This window comes from Mycetocola tolaasinivorans (genome assembly GCF_003667565.1).
Taxonomy (GTDB): Bacteria; Actinomycetota; Actinomycetes; order Actinomycetales; family Microbacteriaceae; genus Mycetocola; species Mycetocola tolaasinivorans.
Window position 1 is genome coordinate 16,649 of sequence record NZ_RCUX01000019.1, and the last position, 16,486, is coordinate 33,134.

Consider the following 16,486-nt stretch of genomic DNA (forward strand, 5'->3'; position numbering starts at 1 on the left):
GAAGATCAGGGAAAACAGCGGTCACACTCATGCGATTCCTCGCCGAATACGCAGCCCCTTGGGGGTATCCGAGAAGCCCGCGGCGCGCAGCAGCAGTGCGCCCGGGCTCGCGTGCACCTGGCCGCCATTGAGCCGCTCGATCGCGAGCTTATCCACGTGCCCCGCACGCACCAGCGCCACCAGCGAGGCGGCGGCCAAACCAAAACGCTCGGGATCGGTGGTGAACGTGAGCAGAGACTTCCCGCCCCGCTCGAGATACAGCACCAGCTCGCCATCCACCAGAGTGACCAGGCCGCCGGCCTTACGCCCGGGTCGATGCCCGGTCGGGACGGCATCGGGCGTGGGCCACGGGCTCTCCGCGCCGGCCGCGGGCCAGGGCAGCGCCGCCCCAAACGGGTTGGCCGGATCGGTCGCGGCAAGGGTGCGCACGCGCGGTGGCGCGGGGTTCGGATCGGGCAGGATCGCCCGCCGCAGACGATCCACACTCGACGCCTGCGCGAACTGTGCACCGCCGAGACCGTCGATAAAGTAGCCGCGACGCACACGCCCCGCGGACTCCATCTCGGCGAGCACCCGGTAGGCCAGCGCAAACCCGCCCGCCGCACCCTCGGCCATGACCGAACCGCGGGTGAGCACGCCGTAGCGTTCCAGAAGGAGCTCGGCATCCGCAGCCCCGCGCACGGTGGGATCAACGATCGGTGCGGGAAGCAGCGACCACCGACCGGACAGGTGCGGCGGCGCGCCCTCCCGCGGCACCCCGTAGGTCGCGCGCCGAGGCAGCACGGGCTGCCGCGGGGCCGCGGCGGCGGGTACCTCCGCGGGGCCGATCGTATCGTCGCCGGACTCATCCATAAACGACACCGGCCCCCGCGAATCAAGCGCGCGAGAATCGAGCGCCCGCGCGGCACCCCCGGGCACCCCGTAGGCACCGGCACCGTTCATCGGGACCGCCCCTCCGAGCGAGCGCGCCCGAGACAGTCGCGAGCGATTGAGACGTGCCCGCGGGGCCGGTGCTGCTCCCTTGTGCGCACCGCGTCCGGCGGTAAATCCGCGCAGCGGTGCGAGGGTGTCTCCGGCCACGAGGCCCGCCCAGACGAGCTCCCAGAGCACGTCATCCAGGCGCGCGGCAGACATCTCGGGCAGCGCCTGCTGCAGCTGGGCGAAGAAGAACGCGCCGCCGCCCGCGAGGACGTCCAGCACGGCCGCATGCTCGGGGCCGTGATCGAGCTCCGCGGGCGTTGCGGCCAGCGTGTAGGGCGCAAGATCCGCGGGGTGCAGCGCGACCCAGCCGTCGCGGGCGCCGAGTGCGCCCATGCCGGACCAGATCACCTCGCCGCTCGCGGTCAGCCGGTCGAGCAGCGCGGGCGTATAGTCGCGCACGCGCAGCGGCAGGATCAGGGTTTCCCAGGCGGAGGCCGGGAGATAGAGTCCGGCGAGCTGATCCACCACACTCAGCACACCATCGATGCCGTGGAGATCGCCGCCGAGGCCGTGCCAGTCATCGAGGAACCGGGCGAAGGTTGCCGGAGACACCGGCTCGACCTCCTGCCGCAGGGCCGCGAGCGAGCGCAGACGGAGGCGACGCAGCACCTCGGAGTCGCACCACTCGGCGGCGCGGGCGGGATCCTCGAGCTCGATCGTCACCTCGGGCAGGAACTCCCCGCGCACCAGCCGGCGCGCATCAGCCAGGCGACCGAGCGTGTGGGTGACCACCGCGATGCCCAGGGCGAAGCGGTCGGCCACCGCGCCCGCCCGGAACGGACCGTGAGCGCGCGCATAGCGGCCAATGAGGTCGCCCAGGGGGTCGGGCACCGACTCGGCGAACGCCGCGGGGACACCCGGCGGCAGGGGCACCCCGAGCCCATCGCGGACGCGGGCGGCATCCTCGATGGCGATCCAGTGCACCACACCCCGCAGCGGCACCGGGAGCGCGCGGCGGGTGCGCTCCAGCTCACTGAGGTATCCCTCGGCCTCGGCGAGCGAGACGGTGGGGATGGTTTCCGGAATCACCGCGTCCGCATCATCGGCCTCCACGCGCGCCGACGCGACCTCCAGCGGACGCAACCGCTCGGCCACCTCCTCGGCACGCAGGGGCCCGAGGAGGCGCAGCAGATCGGCGGTGCCCTCAAGCCCGCGCAGCCGGCGATCGGGATCGAGCCGCTGCAGCTCGGCCTCGGTCTGGGCAAGCACATCCGGATCGAGGAGTTCGCGCATCTCCACGCGTCCCAGCAGCTCGGCGAGCAGCTGGGGGTCGAGGCTCAGCGCGGCCGCGCGACGCTCGGCCAACGGGGAATCCCCCTCGTACATAAACGCGCCCACGTAGCCAAACAGCAGCGAGGCCGCATACGGGCTCGCCGATTCGGTCTCGGTTTCGGCGATGCGTACCGAGCGGGATTCGAGCCGCTTCGCGAGGTCGATCAGCGCGGGCACGTCGTAGACGTCCTGCAGACACTCGCGCACGGCCTCCAGCAAGATGGGGAACGTCGGATAGTTGCGGGCCACATCGAGCAGCTGCGCCGAGCGCTGCCGCTGCTGCCAGAGCGGCGCACGCTTGCCCGGGTTGTAGTTGGGCAGGAGCAGGGCGCGGGCGGCGCTCTCGCGGAAGCGCGAGGCAAACAGCGCCGAGGAACCCACTTCGGCGGTGATGATCTCCTCGAGCTCGGCCGGATCAAACAGGAAGAGGTCGGCACCGGGCGGTTCGGCCTCAGCATCGGGCAGGCGCAGGATGATGCCGTCATCGCTCGCGACCGGGGAGCCATTGACGCCCAGGCGCTCCTGGAGGCGCGCGCCCACGGCCAGCGCCCAGGGCGCGTGCACCTGCATGCCGTAGGGGGAGTGCAGCACGATTCGCCAGTCGCCCAGCTCATCGCGGGTGCGCTCGACCACGAGGGTGCGATCGGTGGGGAGCGTGCCGGTGGCCTCCTTCTGTGCCTGGAGGTAGGCGCGCAGGTTGTCGATCGCGAACTGGTCGAGCCCCGCGGCACTCAGCCGGGTCTGGGCGGGTTCGGGGGCAAGGGCGGCCACCTCGCGGGCAAACGCACCGAGCGCCTTCCCGAGCGCCGCAGGACGGCCGAGGCCATCACCGCGCCAGAATGGTAACCGGCCGGGTTGGCCGGGGGCGGGCGTGACGATGACGCGGTCGTGTGTGATCTCGCGAATCTTCCAACTCGTGGTGCCGAGTGCAAAGACGTCGCCCACGCGCGATTCGTAGACCATCTCCTCGTCGAGCTCGCCCACCCGGGAACCGGTGCCGCCCTCGCCGTCACCCACGAGGTAGACGCCGAAGAGACCGCGATCGGGGATCGTGCCGCCGGCGATCACCGCGAGCCGCTGCGCACCCGGACGCCCGGTGAGCACGCCGTCCTCGCGGTCCCACACCACGCGCGGGCGCAGCTCGGCAAACTCGTCACTCGGATAGCGGCCGGACACCAGGTCAAGCACCGCATCAAACGCCGCCCGCGGGAGGGTCGCGAAGGGGGCGCTGCGCCGCACGGACTCAAACCAGTCTTCCACCGCGATGGGCTCCAGGGCACACACGGCCACGGTTTGCTGCGCGAGGATATCGAGCGGATTGCTCGGCACCCGCATCTGCTCGATCTCCCCGGCAAGCATCCGTTCTGCCGACACCGCACTGGAGAGCAGATCGGAGCGGTGTTTGGGGTACAGGAAACCGCGCGACACCTCGCCCACCTGGTGTCCGGCACGGCCCACACGCTGGAGCCCGGCGGCCACAGAGGGCGGCGACTCAATCTGGATGACGAGGTCAACTTCGCCCATGTCGATACCCAGCTCGAGGCTGGACGTGGCAACCACGCAGCGCAGCCGGCCGGTTTTGAGGTCGTCCTCAATCTCGGCTCGCTGCGCCTTGGCCACCGAGCCGTGGTGCGCGCGGGCGAGGATCGGGGCTTCGGGATCGACGCCGTTTGTCTGCCCGCTGCCGCCCACGAGCTGCGCGGGCGGAAGCAGCGTATCGGCAGGCGGGGTGGCGGAGCCCATAATCGCCGCGTACTGCTCGTTGAGCTGTGCGGTGAGGCGCTCGGCCAGGCGGCGCGAGTTCACAAAAACGATGGTGGAGCGGTGGGCGAGAACGCGCTCGATCACCGACTCCTCGATGAAGGGCCAGATCGAACCGGGGCGATCCACCTCGGCGGGCTCGGCACTCGAATCCGGATCGGCCGTCAGATCGATGAATCCGTCGTCCTCGGTCTTGAGGCGCCCGTGTTCCGTCGGGCCCTCCGAAACCGAGTACCGCGGGAGGTCCGTCATGTCCGGGACGGGCACGATCACGCGCAGGTCAAACTTCTTTTGCGAGACCGGCTTGACGATGCTGACCGGGGCGGAACCCCCGAGGAAGCGGGCCACCTCGGCCTCGGGCCGCACGGTTGCGGAGAGCCCGATGCGCTGCACGGGTTCGGACACCAGGGCGTCGAGGCGTTCGAGGCTCAGCGCGAGGTGCGCGCCGCGCTTGGTCGCGGCCACCGCGTGGATCTCATCGATGATCACGGTATCGACGCCGCGCAGGGTTTCGCGCGCTGAGCTCGTGAGCATGAGGAACAGCGACTCGGGGGTGGTGATCAGGATGTCCGGCGGATTCTTGATCAGCGCACGGCGCTCGGCGGCCGGAGTATCGCCCGAGCGCACCCCCACGCGGATGTCGCGCACGACGATGCCCTCGCGCTCGGCGGTGCGACGGATGCCGCTGAGGGGTGCCCGGAGGTTGCGCTCAACGTCTACGCCGAGGGCCTTGAGTGGCGAAATATAGAGCACCCGCGTGGAGGTTTCGGGCGGTTCGGTGGTGGCCAGGCGATCGAGAGCCCAGAGGAACGCCGACAGCGTCTTTCCCGAACCGGTGGGTGCGATCACCAGAGTGTTATCGCCCCCGGAGATGGCCTTCCACGCACCCGCCTGGGCGGCCGTGGGCGCGGCAAACGACTCGGTGAACCACGTCCGAGTGGCCGGGCCAAACCCGGCGAGTGCCGCGCGGGCCACGGCCCTAGTACTGCCGGTCGAGGAACGCGCGGAAGTCGGCGAGTTCCTGGGCGGAGATCGAGTGGTCGAGCCCCTCGTAGATGCGGCCCGAGAGCGTGGAGTGATCCGGGAGCCAGTCGGTGGTGCGGACGACCGCCTCCTCGCTGATCACGGTGTCGACGCTGCCACGGCCCCAGAACACCGGCGGGCGGTTCTCCTTCAAAACGGCGTCTCCCGGCTGCTCGCCGGCCACCACAAACCCGGCGAGGTTCGCGGCAAATGCGAAGCGCTCGGGGGCGCGGCGCAGCAGGTGGATCGACATGGCGCCACCCTGGGAGAACCCGCCTGCGGCCACGCTGGTGGGGGTGAAGGGCAGCGAATCGAGCCAGCTCATGACTGCATCTGCCGAGGCATCGAGCCCGGCGGGGTCCGGTGCACCGGGCACCGCGAGCGGGAACCAGGACCAGCCGTCGATCGGCCAGGGTGCGGTGAGCGGTGCGCGCAGCGAGGCGATCACCGGGGCCTCCGGCAGGTGCGGCACGAGCCCGAAGAGGTCGGCCTCGTTGGATCCGTAGCCGTGCAGGAGGAGCAGCAGCGGGCGGCCGGCGCGCTCGGACTCGGGCACGGACCAGAGGACGGCGTCGGGGGAGATCTCGGGGACGGACATCAGGGGCTCCTTTGGGGCGGGGCGGCTGCCACACGGGTTCTCCTCCCAGGTTAGGCGCTTCGTCCGACATCCGCTCGCTTTGGGGGGTGCGGGCGAAGCGGTTGGGCCGACGGCGCTCGCCCTGGGCGCAACCCTTTGTGCGTCCTGTGCTCGCTTACCCAGGCGAATCTTGTAAGAATGAAGCATGAGCGTACGCACCCCCGATCCCGAGCCCCTGCCCGACGAGCCGAGCCGTCCGGTCAACCCGGGCTGGCTGAGCGACGTTGAGCTGGAGGAGATCCGCCACCGTCTGCCGCTGCTGTATGTGGAGGCTATTCCCGTGCGCCAGGATGGCCTGGGCCGGGTCACCGAGGTCGGCATTCTGCTGCGTGGTACCGCCCTGGGCGCGATCACCCGCACCATCGTTTCGGGCCGGGTGCTCTACGGCGAGACCCTGCGTGAGTCTCTCTTCCGCCACCTGGAAAAGGACCTCGGCCCGATGGCCTTCCCCCTGCTGCCCGCCTCCCCGGTGCCGTTCCACGTGGCCGAGTACTTCCCGCTGCCCGGTGTCTCGGCCTTCACCGATGAGCGTCAGCACGCGGTGTCCCTCGCCTATGTGGTGCCGGTCACCGGCACCTGCGAGCCCCGCCAGGACGCCCTCGAAATCACCTGGCTCACCCCTGAAGAAGCTTCGAGCGACGCGCTCGCCGCCGAGATGGAGGGCGGCCGCGGCACCCTGCTGCGCGCGGCCCTGGCTTCGGTTGGAGCCCTGCGCTAGAGCTACGCAGACAAAAAGGCGGGCCCCATCCGAACGAATTCGGATGGGGCCCGCCCCTGTGTTTACGGCCGAAGCCGCTGCTGACTAGTAGCCGCTGGGTGCGGAGGCGCGACGCGGGCCGTTGCCGCGGCCGCGCGAGTTGCCGCCGTCCGAGCTGGTGGAGTACATGGCCGAGGAGCCGCCGCGGGTGTTGCCGCCGCGGCCGCCGCCGGACTCGCCACGACGAGCCTGACCGGCACCGCCCTGACCGCTGCGCTGTGCGCCGCCGCCCTGGCCACGGCCGCCGTTACCGGCACCCTGACCGGCGCGCTGGCCGCCCTGGCCGCCCTGACCGCGTCCACCCTCGGTGCGCTGGCCGCCCTGACCGCGACCGCCCTCCGAGCGCTGGCCGCCACGGCCACCCTCGGAACGCTGGCCGCCGCCCTGCTGAGCCTTGCGCTGACCGCCACCGGGACGGTCGCCGCGACCCTCACGGATCGCGCGCTTACGCAGGGCGTTTGCACCCTGGCTCTGGCCGCCGCCACCCTGCTGCTGCACGGGGGCCAGCGGGGCCGGCTTCACGAATGCGGCAACCGGGCCCACGAGCTCGGTCACGGCGGCGGAGTCGGCGTCGACCTGCTGGAAGTCCACGGTGATCGCGGCCTTCTTCATGATCTTCTTGAGGTCATCGGTCTGGCTGGGCAGGCAGATGGTCACGACGTCACCCTCGGTGCCCGCACGAGCGGTACGGCCCGAACGGTGCAGGTATGCCTTGTGCTCCATGGGCGGGTCAACGTGCACAACGAGCTCGACGCCGTCCACGTGCACACCGCGGGCAGCGACGTCGGTGGCAACCAGGACGCGTACGCCCTCGGGACCGGTCGATCCGAATGCAGCCAGGTTGCGGTCACGCTGCGGCTGCGAGAGGTTTCCGTGCAGGTCCACCGCGGGGATGCCCTGCGAGGTGAGCTGCTTGGCCAGCTTCTTGGCCTGGTGCTTGGTGCGGGTGAACAGGATGCGCTTGCTCTGACCGCTGGCCAGGGTGGTGATGAGATCCTTCTTGCCCTCGAGCGAGTTGATCGAGAAGACGTGGTGGGTCATCGCGGCAACGTGCGAGGTGGCCTCGTCCACCGAGTGCAGAACCTCGTTGTGCAGGAAGCGGCGCACGAGCTTGTCCACACCGTTGTCCAGGGTGGCCGAGAACAGCAGACGCTGACCGTTCTCCGGGGTGGCGGAGAGCAGGCGGGTCACGACGGGGAGGAAGCCGAGGTCGGCCATGTGGTCGGCCTCGTCGATGACGGTGATCTCCACGGCATCCAGGCGCACGTGGCCCTGCTTCATGAGGTCTTCGAGTCGGCCGGGGCAGGCCACCACGATGTCGACGCCGGCGTTCAGGGCGTTGACCTGACGGGTCTGGTTGATGCCACCGAAGATGGTGGTGGTCTTCAGGCCGTAAGCCTCGGCCAGCGGGTTGATGACCGCAGCGATCTGGGTGGCCAGCTCGCGGGTCGGGGCCAGGACGAGACCCAGCGGGCGACCGGGGCGACGGTTACCGCCGGCCAGCTCGGTGGCCAGACGGGCAACGAGCGGGATGGAGAAGGCGAGGGTCTTGCCCGAGCCGGTCTTTCCGCGACCAAGGACATCGCGCCCGCCGAGGGTATCGGCGAGGGTATCAACCTGAATCGGGAAGGCGTTCTCCTTGCCATCGGCCGCGAGGACCTTAACGAGCGGAGCGGGAACGCCGAGTGAGGCGAAAGTGGTTTCTGACATGCTGGTGCCTTTCGGGCATCACGTCCCCGCGGGCAGCGGCAAAGCCGAGCTTCGGGGCAGGGGTGGCGAAGGCGCAGGTGTGCGCATCCGTTCGCCGTATGAAGTGTCATCGAATCGGCGGGGCCGACGAGAGAGGGAGCGTTCTACGACGCAAGCGAGATTCGGGACCCGTAGGCCGGAAATAATTCGCAAGTGCCCCTATTCTAGCGTGCATCCTGAAATACCGCTGAATACGGGAGTTTCCACCCCGGTCGGGCTAGTCTTCCGCGCGCTCCGCCCAGCCCGGAGCCAGCGCGCGGATCTTGCGGCCACGCCACTGCCAGAGCGCCCACAGCACCGGCCAGTAGAGGGGTGCCATCGGGCCGTGGAATTCGACGCGATCGCGCCAGAGGGTGCGAGTCGGGTCCCCGGGCAGGGGCGAAACTGCCATCCGGTGCCGCCAGCCCGAGAGCAGGGCCAGCGGGCCCGCGGTGGCACCACCGGTGTCGATAAAGAGATTGGTGCGGCCCTCCTCGGCGGTGGCGAAGCCCACCCGAATGACCTGCCGGCCGAGCGGCACAACGCCAAACAGGCGTGAGCGGCACTCCACCGAACCCGGCTCCCACATCGTGGCGATGGCCTCGAGGTTTTCCAGCTCGATGGGGGTGCCGCCGCCATCCGGAATGAAGCCGCCGATCGGGCGGACATCCACCAGCGGGGAGTACAGCTCGCGCACCACCGCGACCGAGCGCAGGGCGCGCCAGGCGGCATCGGCGGGGGTATCCATCGCGAACTTCAGCTGCACGTACATGTCCCCAGTCTGGTCGTTCCGTGCGGGAGATGCCAGGGGCCGCGGCAATACGGTAAAAAGAAGCTATGGCGATCCGATACTGGCTCGGGGTGGTTACCGGGCAGCAGGCCGCGTGGTGCAAGCATCACGGGGTATTCGCCGTATCGCCGGGCCTGCGCCGCGAGCTCGCCGACCTCGGGGAGGCCGACGGCCTGGTGCTCTACAGCCCGCGCGCCCGCCCCGCCGATGAGGAACCACTGCGCGCCTTTACCGCGATCGGCCGGCTCACCGCCGCCGACGTGCGCCGGGTCGACACCACCACCCCGCCGGGTGAGCGCCTGCGCCCGTGGCAGCGCGCGGTGCTCTGGGAGCCCGATGCCGATACCGTGCCGCTCCGAGTTCTTCGCGACGTCCTCGATCTCAGCGCCGGCTGGGACTGGGCAAAACCCCTGCGCCGCGGCCTCATCGAAATCTCCGCCCACGACTTCCGCATCCTGCGCGCCGAGATGGGGCCGCCGCTGCCCGATGAGCGCCCACGCGGAATCGCGGCCGCGGGGCCCGGTGCCGATGAAACCACGATCGCCCCCGGTGCCGGACTGCTGCGCTGGCAGGAGGATCACGAGGGTGAACCCGCCGGTACCCCGGGCGGCGCACTCCCCAGGTGGAGCACAGACCCGGAGTAGCGCGCGCATTACCCGACGCGTACGCGAGTATGACGGTAATAATGACAACCAACCCGTGCGTGCGGTCCGTGCCGATTACACTGTTACCGTGCCCGACTCCAGCCTTCCCGAAACCTTCGCCCCCGCCCAGGCGCGCTACCAGGTGCGCTTCGACTTCGGATCGGCCGGGCTGCGTCGCCTCGCCGACGCCGACATCATCGTCTGGGTCGACGCCCTGCCCGAGGCGGGGTCCCTGCCGAGCCTCGACGATGTGGCCCCCACCAGCGCCATCATCCTCGGTGCGCTGACCACCCGTTCGGCCGTGGCCGACTGGATCCTTCGCCGCCAGGTAGAGCTCGGCCGCCGCCTGAGCATTGCGCTCGTCGCCGCCGGCTTCGAAGACGGCTTTGCAAGCCACGACCTCCTCGCCGCCGGTGCCATCATCGAGGCCCTCGCCGATCGCGGCATCGACTTCACCTCACCCGAGGCCGCCGTGGCCGGGGCCGCGTATGCGGGCCTGCGCCAGGCCAGCGGGCACCTGTTCACCGCCTCGGTCGTGGGGCAGAACGTGCGTCGCAAGCTCAGCATCGAACCGGTCAAGGCAGCCTCGCAGATCGACAGCCAGAGCGAGGTCGTGGTGCTGCGCGAATCCCCGATCGAAACGGCCGCGCTCGCCGAATAGCGCCGAGCCTCGGCCGCCGAGCAGGGCTGAGCCTTGGCCGTTTGGCGAGCCCTAGCTGTAATCGCCGCGCCCGCGTGCCCGCCCGCGACGCTAGAGCGTGGGTAGCCGGTTTCCGGCCAGTGCCAACTGCGTGCGCTCGGCGAGGCGCGCGCGATGGCGACGCACCTTGTCGCGGTTTCCGCAGCGCTGCATCGAGCACCAGCGGCGGGTTCCGGCGCGCGAGGAGTCGAAGTAGACGAGGTCGCAGTCATCCGCCGCACAGTGCCGTAGACGGCCCGCGAGGCGACCCGAGAACAGTGCCACGGCATCGCGCGCGATGCTCGCAAGCACCTGGGCGGCGCGTGGTTCGGTGCGGCCGGCCTGGCGGGCACCGCCGGCCAGTCGTGCCGGAACATCCGGGGTAGCCGCATAGAGGTTCAGCATGTCGATGTCGGTGCCCGCGGGCGGGTACTCATCGGCCAGGGCACGGGCAATGCGTGCGATGGTGGAGCGCAGGGCCTGGGCGTCCTGCAGGTCGCGATCCGTTGCGGGGGAGCAGGGGATGCGGGTGTTCAGCCAGGCGCTCAGCGCGGCCGGGGTATCGAGCTGCTCGACCGTCTCGTCCAGGTGGCCGTCGGCGGCACCCCAGGCGCCGGTGTAGCAAAAGTCGAGCGCGGTGCTGCCGCTGTCAAACAGCCAGGTCACGCCCTCTCGGGAGCGGAAGTCCTGGCCCGTCGAAACGGTCTCACCATTCTGATCAATCACGCTCCCAGGGTATTGAATCCGGGCCCCGAACGTGAAATCAGGGGTGTGATGGGCGTGCTAACTGGCGCGGGCGAGAATTTTTTGCACGGTGCCGATGTTGCGGGTGGTGACGTTCAGACCCCGGGTTCCGGCCCGCGCCACCGCCTTCGCGAACGGGGTGGTGGTGCTGGCACCGCGCGGTACCGACCACCACAGTGCCCCGGCGTTGGTATCGCGCACCACGCGATCATCACCCTCGGTATTCCATCCGGCCAGGGTTTCCCAGACCGCGGCCTGATCGGGGCCGGGATCGGCAAACACCAGGTAGCGGTGCCGCTCCGGGTCCTCGGCAAGGGGCACCCGGGCGGCCATCTCGGCGAGATCACTGACCTCGACGATGATGACCCGGGCCGCATAGTCAAAGCGTGCCGACAGCGCGGCCTCGAGCTCGGCGGCGGTGATCCCGCCCGAAAAACACACGCTGCCGGTCGCGAGCACGGTGCTCACCTCGGTGAGGCCGAGACTCGTGAATACCGCCGCGAGGTCGCCCGAGGTGATGCGCACACCGCCCACGTTGATGCCGCGCAGCAGCGCCACCCGCTGAGCAGTCATCGACTCACCATCGCCGCGGCGCGCGTGGCCGCGGTGATCTCCCGGCGAATCCAGCGCAGCTCATACTGCGGATCAAAACTTGCCGAGCACTCGGCACAGGAGCTTCGCCGGGCGGGCTTGCGGTAGCGGTAGATCAGGTGGCCCTGCGGGCAGGTGCCCACCCAGGGCGCGAGCTCATCGGCGGTTTCGCCGTGGTGCAGCCGGGAGCCCTCATAGCCGAGGCCCTCGGCGACGCGACGCCATTTCGGACCGTGCGCGGCCTGGGAGCCGGCGAGGGCGTGGGCAACCTCGTGCAGCAGGATCTGATGGATCTCGTCGTCGTCATACCGCGCCGCGAGGTAGCGGGACACCGAGATTTCCTTGGAGGTGTAGTTGCACAGCCCGGCCCGCCGCTTAGCGTTGTCGAAGCGGAAGGTCCATCCCTGCTGGGGGAGGTGCAGCGTGATGAGTGCCTGCGCCCAGATTCGGACGCGCTCAAGATCGGCCATGAGTCTACGGTAACCCCTTCCGGTGACTTTGGCGCCCGGAATGCGCAAACTGAGGCCCGAAGTGGGGCGACGAATCCCGGCTAGCTGCCCTGGCGCGGGAAGTTGAAGACGCCGCGGTCGGGCAGGGGCGAGCCCACCGCATCGGCGTCGGTGGCGGGCTGAGCGCCACCGATGAACGTGCGCAGTTCGGCACCCTGCACGGCCTTCGCGGGGTGCGGCCCACCGGCGAGCAGGCGCGGGATGAAGTCCATCGGCAGCGGGGCGAACGAGCCCACGAGCACGACGTTGCCAAACCGACGCCCCTTGAGGATCTGGGTCTCGGCCAGCGCCGCCACGTTTTCGGTGACCGCGCCGAGGGTTGCGGCCTGGCTGCGGGCGAACGCGAGCCCCGGACCATCGGCCACGTTAACCGCGATGATGCCAGTGGGGGAGAGAAACTTCGCGACCTCCCGGTAAAACTCGACGCTCGTGACGTGGGCGGGGGTCTGGCCGCCGGAGAAGATGTCGACCACGATCAGATCGCAGGCACCGTGCATGCCGGCGGGCAGCTTGCCGAGTGTTTCGCGGGCATCGCCGTAGCGCACGCGGATCGCCGCGCGCTTCGACCACGGCAGGTGCTCGCGCACCAGGTCGATCAACTCACGCTCGAGCTCCAGCACCTGCTGGCGGCTGCCGGGCCGGGTGGCCTCCACATAGCGCGGCAGGGTGAGTGCGCCGGCGCCGAGGTGCAGGGCGGTGATCGGCTTGCCCGGGGTATCCAGCAGATCGATGACGTGCCCGATGCGCTGCACGTACTCGAAAAACAGGTTGTCCGGCCGGTCGAGATCGACGTGCGACTGCGGGGTGCCATCCACGACCAGCTGGAACGTGCCGGGCACAAAGTGGTCGGGCTCGATCACCGCGCGATAGCCGCTAATGCCGAGTTGGATGCCGGGGTTTTCCTGCTGTTGAGCCACAGATAGAGCGTAGCTTACGGGGCTTACCCGCGATCACTCGCGCGCTTATACCGGACCTTTCCGAACTTATCAACTCACTTACTGGACTTTGCGCGAATTGTCGCATATGCTTGACCTTTGCGCTCCCAGACGTTTCACCACGCCTTCATATTGCGGTCGGCCTCGGTGCTTCACTACCCAGATAACGGGGTTATGAGGTGTCCGCACTGTTCGTCCGGCGAGTACTCCACCTTACTCACGGTAACTAGGCCCGACGGGGCCCACGGAGGTAATTTCCTTGGCTGCTGCGCGCAACGCATCCACCACTTCACCCAAGAACGGCCGCGGTCACTCCCGCCTGTCGTTCGCAAAGATCACTGACACCCTGACGGTCCCCGACCTGCTGGCTCTTCAGACGGAGAGTTTCGACTGGCTGGTCGGCTCGGAGGCGTGGAAGACCCGCGTCGCCGAGGCTGAGGCCGAGGGACGCAACGACCTGCCGACGAACTCCGGCCTCGATGAGATCTTCGAGGAGATCTCCCCCATCGAGGACCTGGGCGAGACGATGCAGCTCTCGTTCACCGCTCCGTTCCTGGAGCCGGAAAAGTACTCGATCGAAGAGTGCAAGGAGCGTGGCAAGACCTACGCTGCTCCGCTCTACGTCGAGGCCGAGTTCATGAACCACCTCACCGGTGAGATCAAGACCCAGACGGTCTTCATGGGCGACTTCCCGCTCATGACCGAGCGCGGTACCTTCATCATCAACGGTACCGAGCGTGTGGTCGTGTCCCAGCTGGTGCGTAGCCCCGGTGTGTACTTCGAGCGCACCCCCGAGAAGAACTCCGACAAGGACCTCTACTCGGCACGCGTCATCCCGAGCCGTGGTGCATGGCTCGAGTTCGAGATTGACAAGCGCGACCAGGTTGGTGTGCGTATCGACCGTAAGCGTAAGCAGTCGGTCACCGTCTTCCTCAAGGCCCTGGGTCTCACCAGCGAAGACATCGTCAGCGAGTTCGCCGGCTACGAGTCGATCGCCCTGACCCTCGAGAAGGACTCCATCGTCAGCAAGGATGACGCCCTGCGCGACATCTACCGCAAGCTGCGTCCGGGCGAGCAGGTGGCCGCCGAGGCTGCCCGCGCCCTGCTGGACAACTTCTACTTCAACCCGAAGCGCTACGACCTCGCCAAGGTGGGTCGTTACAAGATCAACAAGAAGCTCGGCCTCGAGGCCCCGCTGACCGACTCGGTCCTGACCGTCGAAGACATCGTCTCGACCATCAAGTACCTCGTTCGTCTGCACGCCGGCGAGACCCACTTCACCGGTGTCCGCAAGGGCGCTCCGGCGGAGATCCGCATCGACACCGACGACATCGACAACTTCGGTAACCGTCGTATCCGTGCCGTGGGTGAGCTCATCCAGAACCAGGTCCGTACCGGTCTCAGCCGTATGGAGCGCGTGGTTCGCGAGCGCATGACCACTCAGGACATCGAGGCGATCACCCCGCAGACCCTGATCAACGTGCGCCCCGTCGTCGCCGCGATCAAGGAGTTCTTCGGAACCTCGCAGCTGTCGCAGTTCATGGACCAGAACAACCCGCTCGCGGGCCTGACCCACAAGCGTCGTCTGTCGGCCCTGGGCCCCGGTGGTCTGAGCCGTGAGCGCGCCGGTGTTGAGGTGCGAGACGTTCACCCGTCCCACTACGGCCGTATGTGCCCGATCGAGACCCCGGAAGGCCCGAACATCGGTCTGATCGGTTCGCTCGCATCGTTCGCACGCATCAACGCGTTCGGTTTCATCGAGACCCCCTACCGTCGCGTAACCGCCGGTGTCGTGACCGAGAACATCGACTACCTGACCGCCATGGAAGAGGACGACTTCATCGTCGCCCAGGCAAACGCCCCGCTGAACGAGGATGGCTCGTTCTCCGAGGACCGCGTGCTTGCTCGTAAGAAGGGTGGAGAGGTTGACCTCTTCGCACCCGACGAGATCGGCTACATGGACGTCTCCCCGCGCCAGATGGTGTCGGTAGCAACCTCGCTGATTCCGTTCCTCGAGCACGACGATGCAAACCGCGCGCTCATGGGTGCCAACATGCAGCGTCAGGCCGTGCCGCTGCTGCAGAGCACGTCGCCCATCGTGGGTACCGGTATGGAGGGCTTCGCAGCCATCGACGCCGGTGACGTTGTGACCGCAAACCGCTCCGGTGTTGTGGCTGAGGTTTCGGCTGACGCCGTGACCGTTCAGCTCGACGAGGGCGGGGTAGAGACCTACTACCTGCGCAAGTTCGACCGCTCCAACCAGGGCACGAGCTACAACAACCGTGTGATCGTCACCGAGGGTGACCGCATTGAGGCCGGCGAGGTCATCGCCGACGGTCCCGCCACCGAGAACGGTGAGCTGGCACTGGGTAAGAACCTCCTCGTTGCGTTCATGACCTGGGAGGGTTACAACTTCGAGGACGCCATGATCCTCTCCCAGAACCTGGTGAAGGACGACACCCTCTCCTCGATTCACATCGAGGAGTACGAGGTTGACGCTCGCGACACCAAGCTCGGTAAGGAAGAGATCACCCGCGACCTGCCCAACGTTTCGCCGGACCTCCTGAAGGACCTCGACGAGCGCGGCATCATCCGGATCGGTGCCGAGGTTCGCCCCGGTGACATCCTGGTCGGTAAGGTCACCCCGAAGGGCGAGACCGAGCTCTCCGCCGAGGAGCGCCTGCTCCGCGCCATCTTCAACGAGAAGAGCCGCGAGGTTCGCGACACCTCGCTGAAGGTGCCCCACGGTGAGCGCGGTACCATCATCGCCGTCAAGGAGTTCAACGCCGAGGACGGCGACGACGAGCTCGGCTCGGGCGTCAACCGCCGCGTCGTGGTCTACATCGCCCAGAAGCGTAAGATCACCGAGGGTGACAAGCTCGCCGGTCGTCACGGTAACAAGGGTGTCATTGCCAAGATTCTGCCGGTTGAGGACATGCCGTTCCTCGCCGACGGAACCCCGGTCGACATCGTGCTGAACCCGATGGGCATCCCGGGTCGAATGAACTTCGGTCAGGTGCTGGAAACGCACCTCGGCTGGATCGCGACCCAGGGTTGGAAGGTAGAGGGCAAGCCCAGCTGGGCCAAGCACCTGCCCGAGCCCGCTCGTGAGGCTGCCCCCGGCACCAAGGTTGCGACCCCCGTGTTCGACGGTGCGTCCGAGGAAGAGATCGCGGGTCTGCTCGACTCCACGATCCCGACCCGTGACGGCGACCGCCTGATCGACCACTCCGGTAAGGCACAGCTGTTCGATGGCCGCTCCGGTGAGCCGTACCCGATGCCCATTTCGGTCGGTTACATGTACATCCTGAAGCTGCACCACCTGGTGGATGACAAGATCCACGCGCGTTCGACCGGTCCGTACTCCATGATCACGCAGCAGCCGCTGGGTGGTAAGGCACAGTTCGGTGGACAGCGTTTCGGTGAGATGGAGGT

General features: G+C 68.4%; 12 protein-coding genes. 4 read left to right on the plus strand and 8 right to left on the minus strand.

Annotated features, from left to right (window positions below):
* Positions 1 to 27: 27 nt before the first annotated feature.
* Both D9V32_RS15680 and D9V32_RS15685 read right to left on the minus strand, forming a co-directional pair.
* Entirely contained in the window at positions 28 to 4,989 is a 4,962-nt protein-coding gene (locus D9V32_RS15680; RefSeq protein ID WP_121649855.1) for an ATP-dependent helicase, read from the minus strand.
* A 4-nt stretch (positions 4,990 to 4,993) separates the two neighbouring features.
* Entirely contained in the window at positions 4,994 to 5,635 is a 642-nt protein-coding gene (locus tag D9V32_RS15685; protein ID WP_121649856.1) for an alpha/beta hydrolase, read from the minus strand.
* Positions 5,636 to 5,819: 184 nt separating this feature from the next.
* Between D9V32_RS15685 and D9V32_RS15690 the strand changes: the two genes are divergently transcribed.
* Positions 5,820 to 6,392 carry an NUDIX hydrolase family protein gene (locus D9V32_RS15690; RefSeq protein WP_121649857.1) on the plus strand — a complete coding sequence of 191 codons (573 nt, stop codon included), beginning with the start codon at positions 5,820 to 5,822 and terminating at the stop codon, positions 6,390 to 6,392.
* An 84-nt stretch (positions 6,393 to 6,476) separates the two neighbouring features.
* On the opposite strand, the gene D9V32_RS15695 is transcribed toward D9V32_RS15690, so the two are convergent.
* Positions 6,477 to 8,141, minus strand: a complete 1,665-nt coding sequence (locus D9V32_RS15695) for a DEAD/DEAH box helicase (protein ID WP_121649858.1) — start codon at positions 8,139 to 8,141, stop codon at positions 6,477 to 6,479.
* 256 nt (positions 8,142 to 8,397) lie between these two features.
* Positions 8,398 to 8,931, minus strand: a complete 534-nt coding sequence (locus tag D9V32_RS15700) for a hypothetical protein (RefSeq protein ID WP_121649859.1) — start codon at positions 8,929 to 8,931, stop codon at positions 8,398 to 8,400.
* Positions 8,932 to 8,996: 65 nt separating this feature from the next.
* Between D9V32_RS15700 and D9V32_RS16340 the strand changes: the two genes are divergently transcribed.
* Positions 8,997 to 9,593 carry an EVE domain-containing protein gene (locus D9V32_RS16340; RefSeq protein ID WP_183086361.1) on the plus strand — a complete coding sequence of 199 codons (597 nt, stop codon included), beginning with the start codon at positions 8,997 to 8,999 and terminating at the stop codon, positions 9,591 to 9,593.
* Between the two features lie 88 nt (positions 9,594 to 9,681).
* Positions 9,682 to 10,254 carry a 2-phosphosulfolactate phosphatase gene (locus D9V32_RS16345; protein WP_183086362.1) on the plus strand — a complete coding sequence of 191 codons (573 nt, stop codon included), beginning with the start codon at positions 9,682 to 9,684 and terminating at the stop codon, positions 10,252 to 10,254.
* A 90-nt stretch (positions 10,255 to 10,344) separates the two neighbouring features.
* Here D9V32_RS16345 and D9V32_RS15710 read toward each other — a convergent pair whose 3' ends face one another.
* From D9V32_RS15710 to D9V32_RS15725, 4 genes are all read right to left on the minus strand, one after another.
* Positions 10,345 to 10,998, minus strand: coding sequence for a CGNR zinc finger domain-containing protein (locus tag D9V32_RS15710; protein WP_245982370.1), 654 nt, complete (start codon positions 10,996 to 10,998; stop codon positions 10,345 to 10,347).
* Between the two features lie 57 nt (positions 10,999 to 11,055).
* Positions 11,056 to 11,589, minus strand: coding sequence for a DUF1697 domain-containing protein (locus D9V32_RS15715; protein ID WP_121649861.1), 534 nt, complete (start codon positions 11,587 to 11,589; stop codon positions 11,056 to 11,058).
* Entirely contained in the window at positions 11,586 to 12,077 is a 492-nt protein-coding gene (locus D9V32_RS15720; protein WP_121649862.1) for a SprT-like domain-containing protein, read from the minus strand. Before D9V32_RS15720 ends, D9V32_RS15715 begins: the two co-directional genes overlap by 4 nt.
* 80 nt (positions 12,078 to 12,157) lie before the next feature.
* Positions 12,158 to 13,033 (minus strand): spermidine synthase, encoded by an 876-nt coding sequence (locus D9V32_RS15725; protein ID WP_121649863.1) that lies wholly within the window; start codon positions 13,031 to 13,033, stop codon positions 12,158 to 12,160.
* A 277-nt stretch (positions 13,034 to 13,310) separates the two neighbouring features.
* On the opposite strand from D9V32_RS15725, the gene rpoB reads away from it, so the two are divergent.
* Positions 13,311 to 16,486 (plus strand): DNA-directed RNA polymerase subunit beta (gene rpoB / locus D9V32_RS15730; RefSeq protein WP_121649864.1); only part of this gene is annotated, 3,176 nt, incomplete at its 3' end.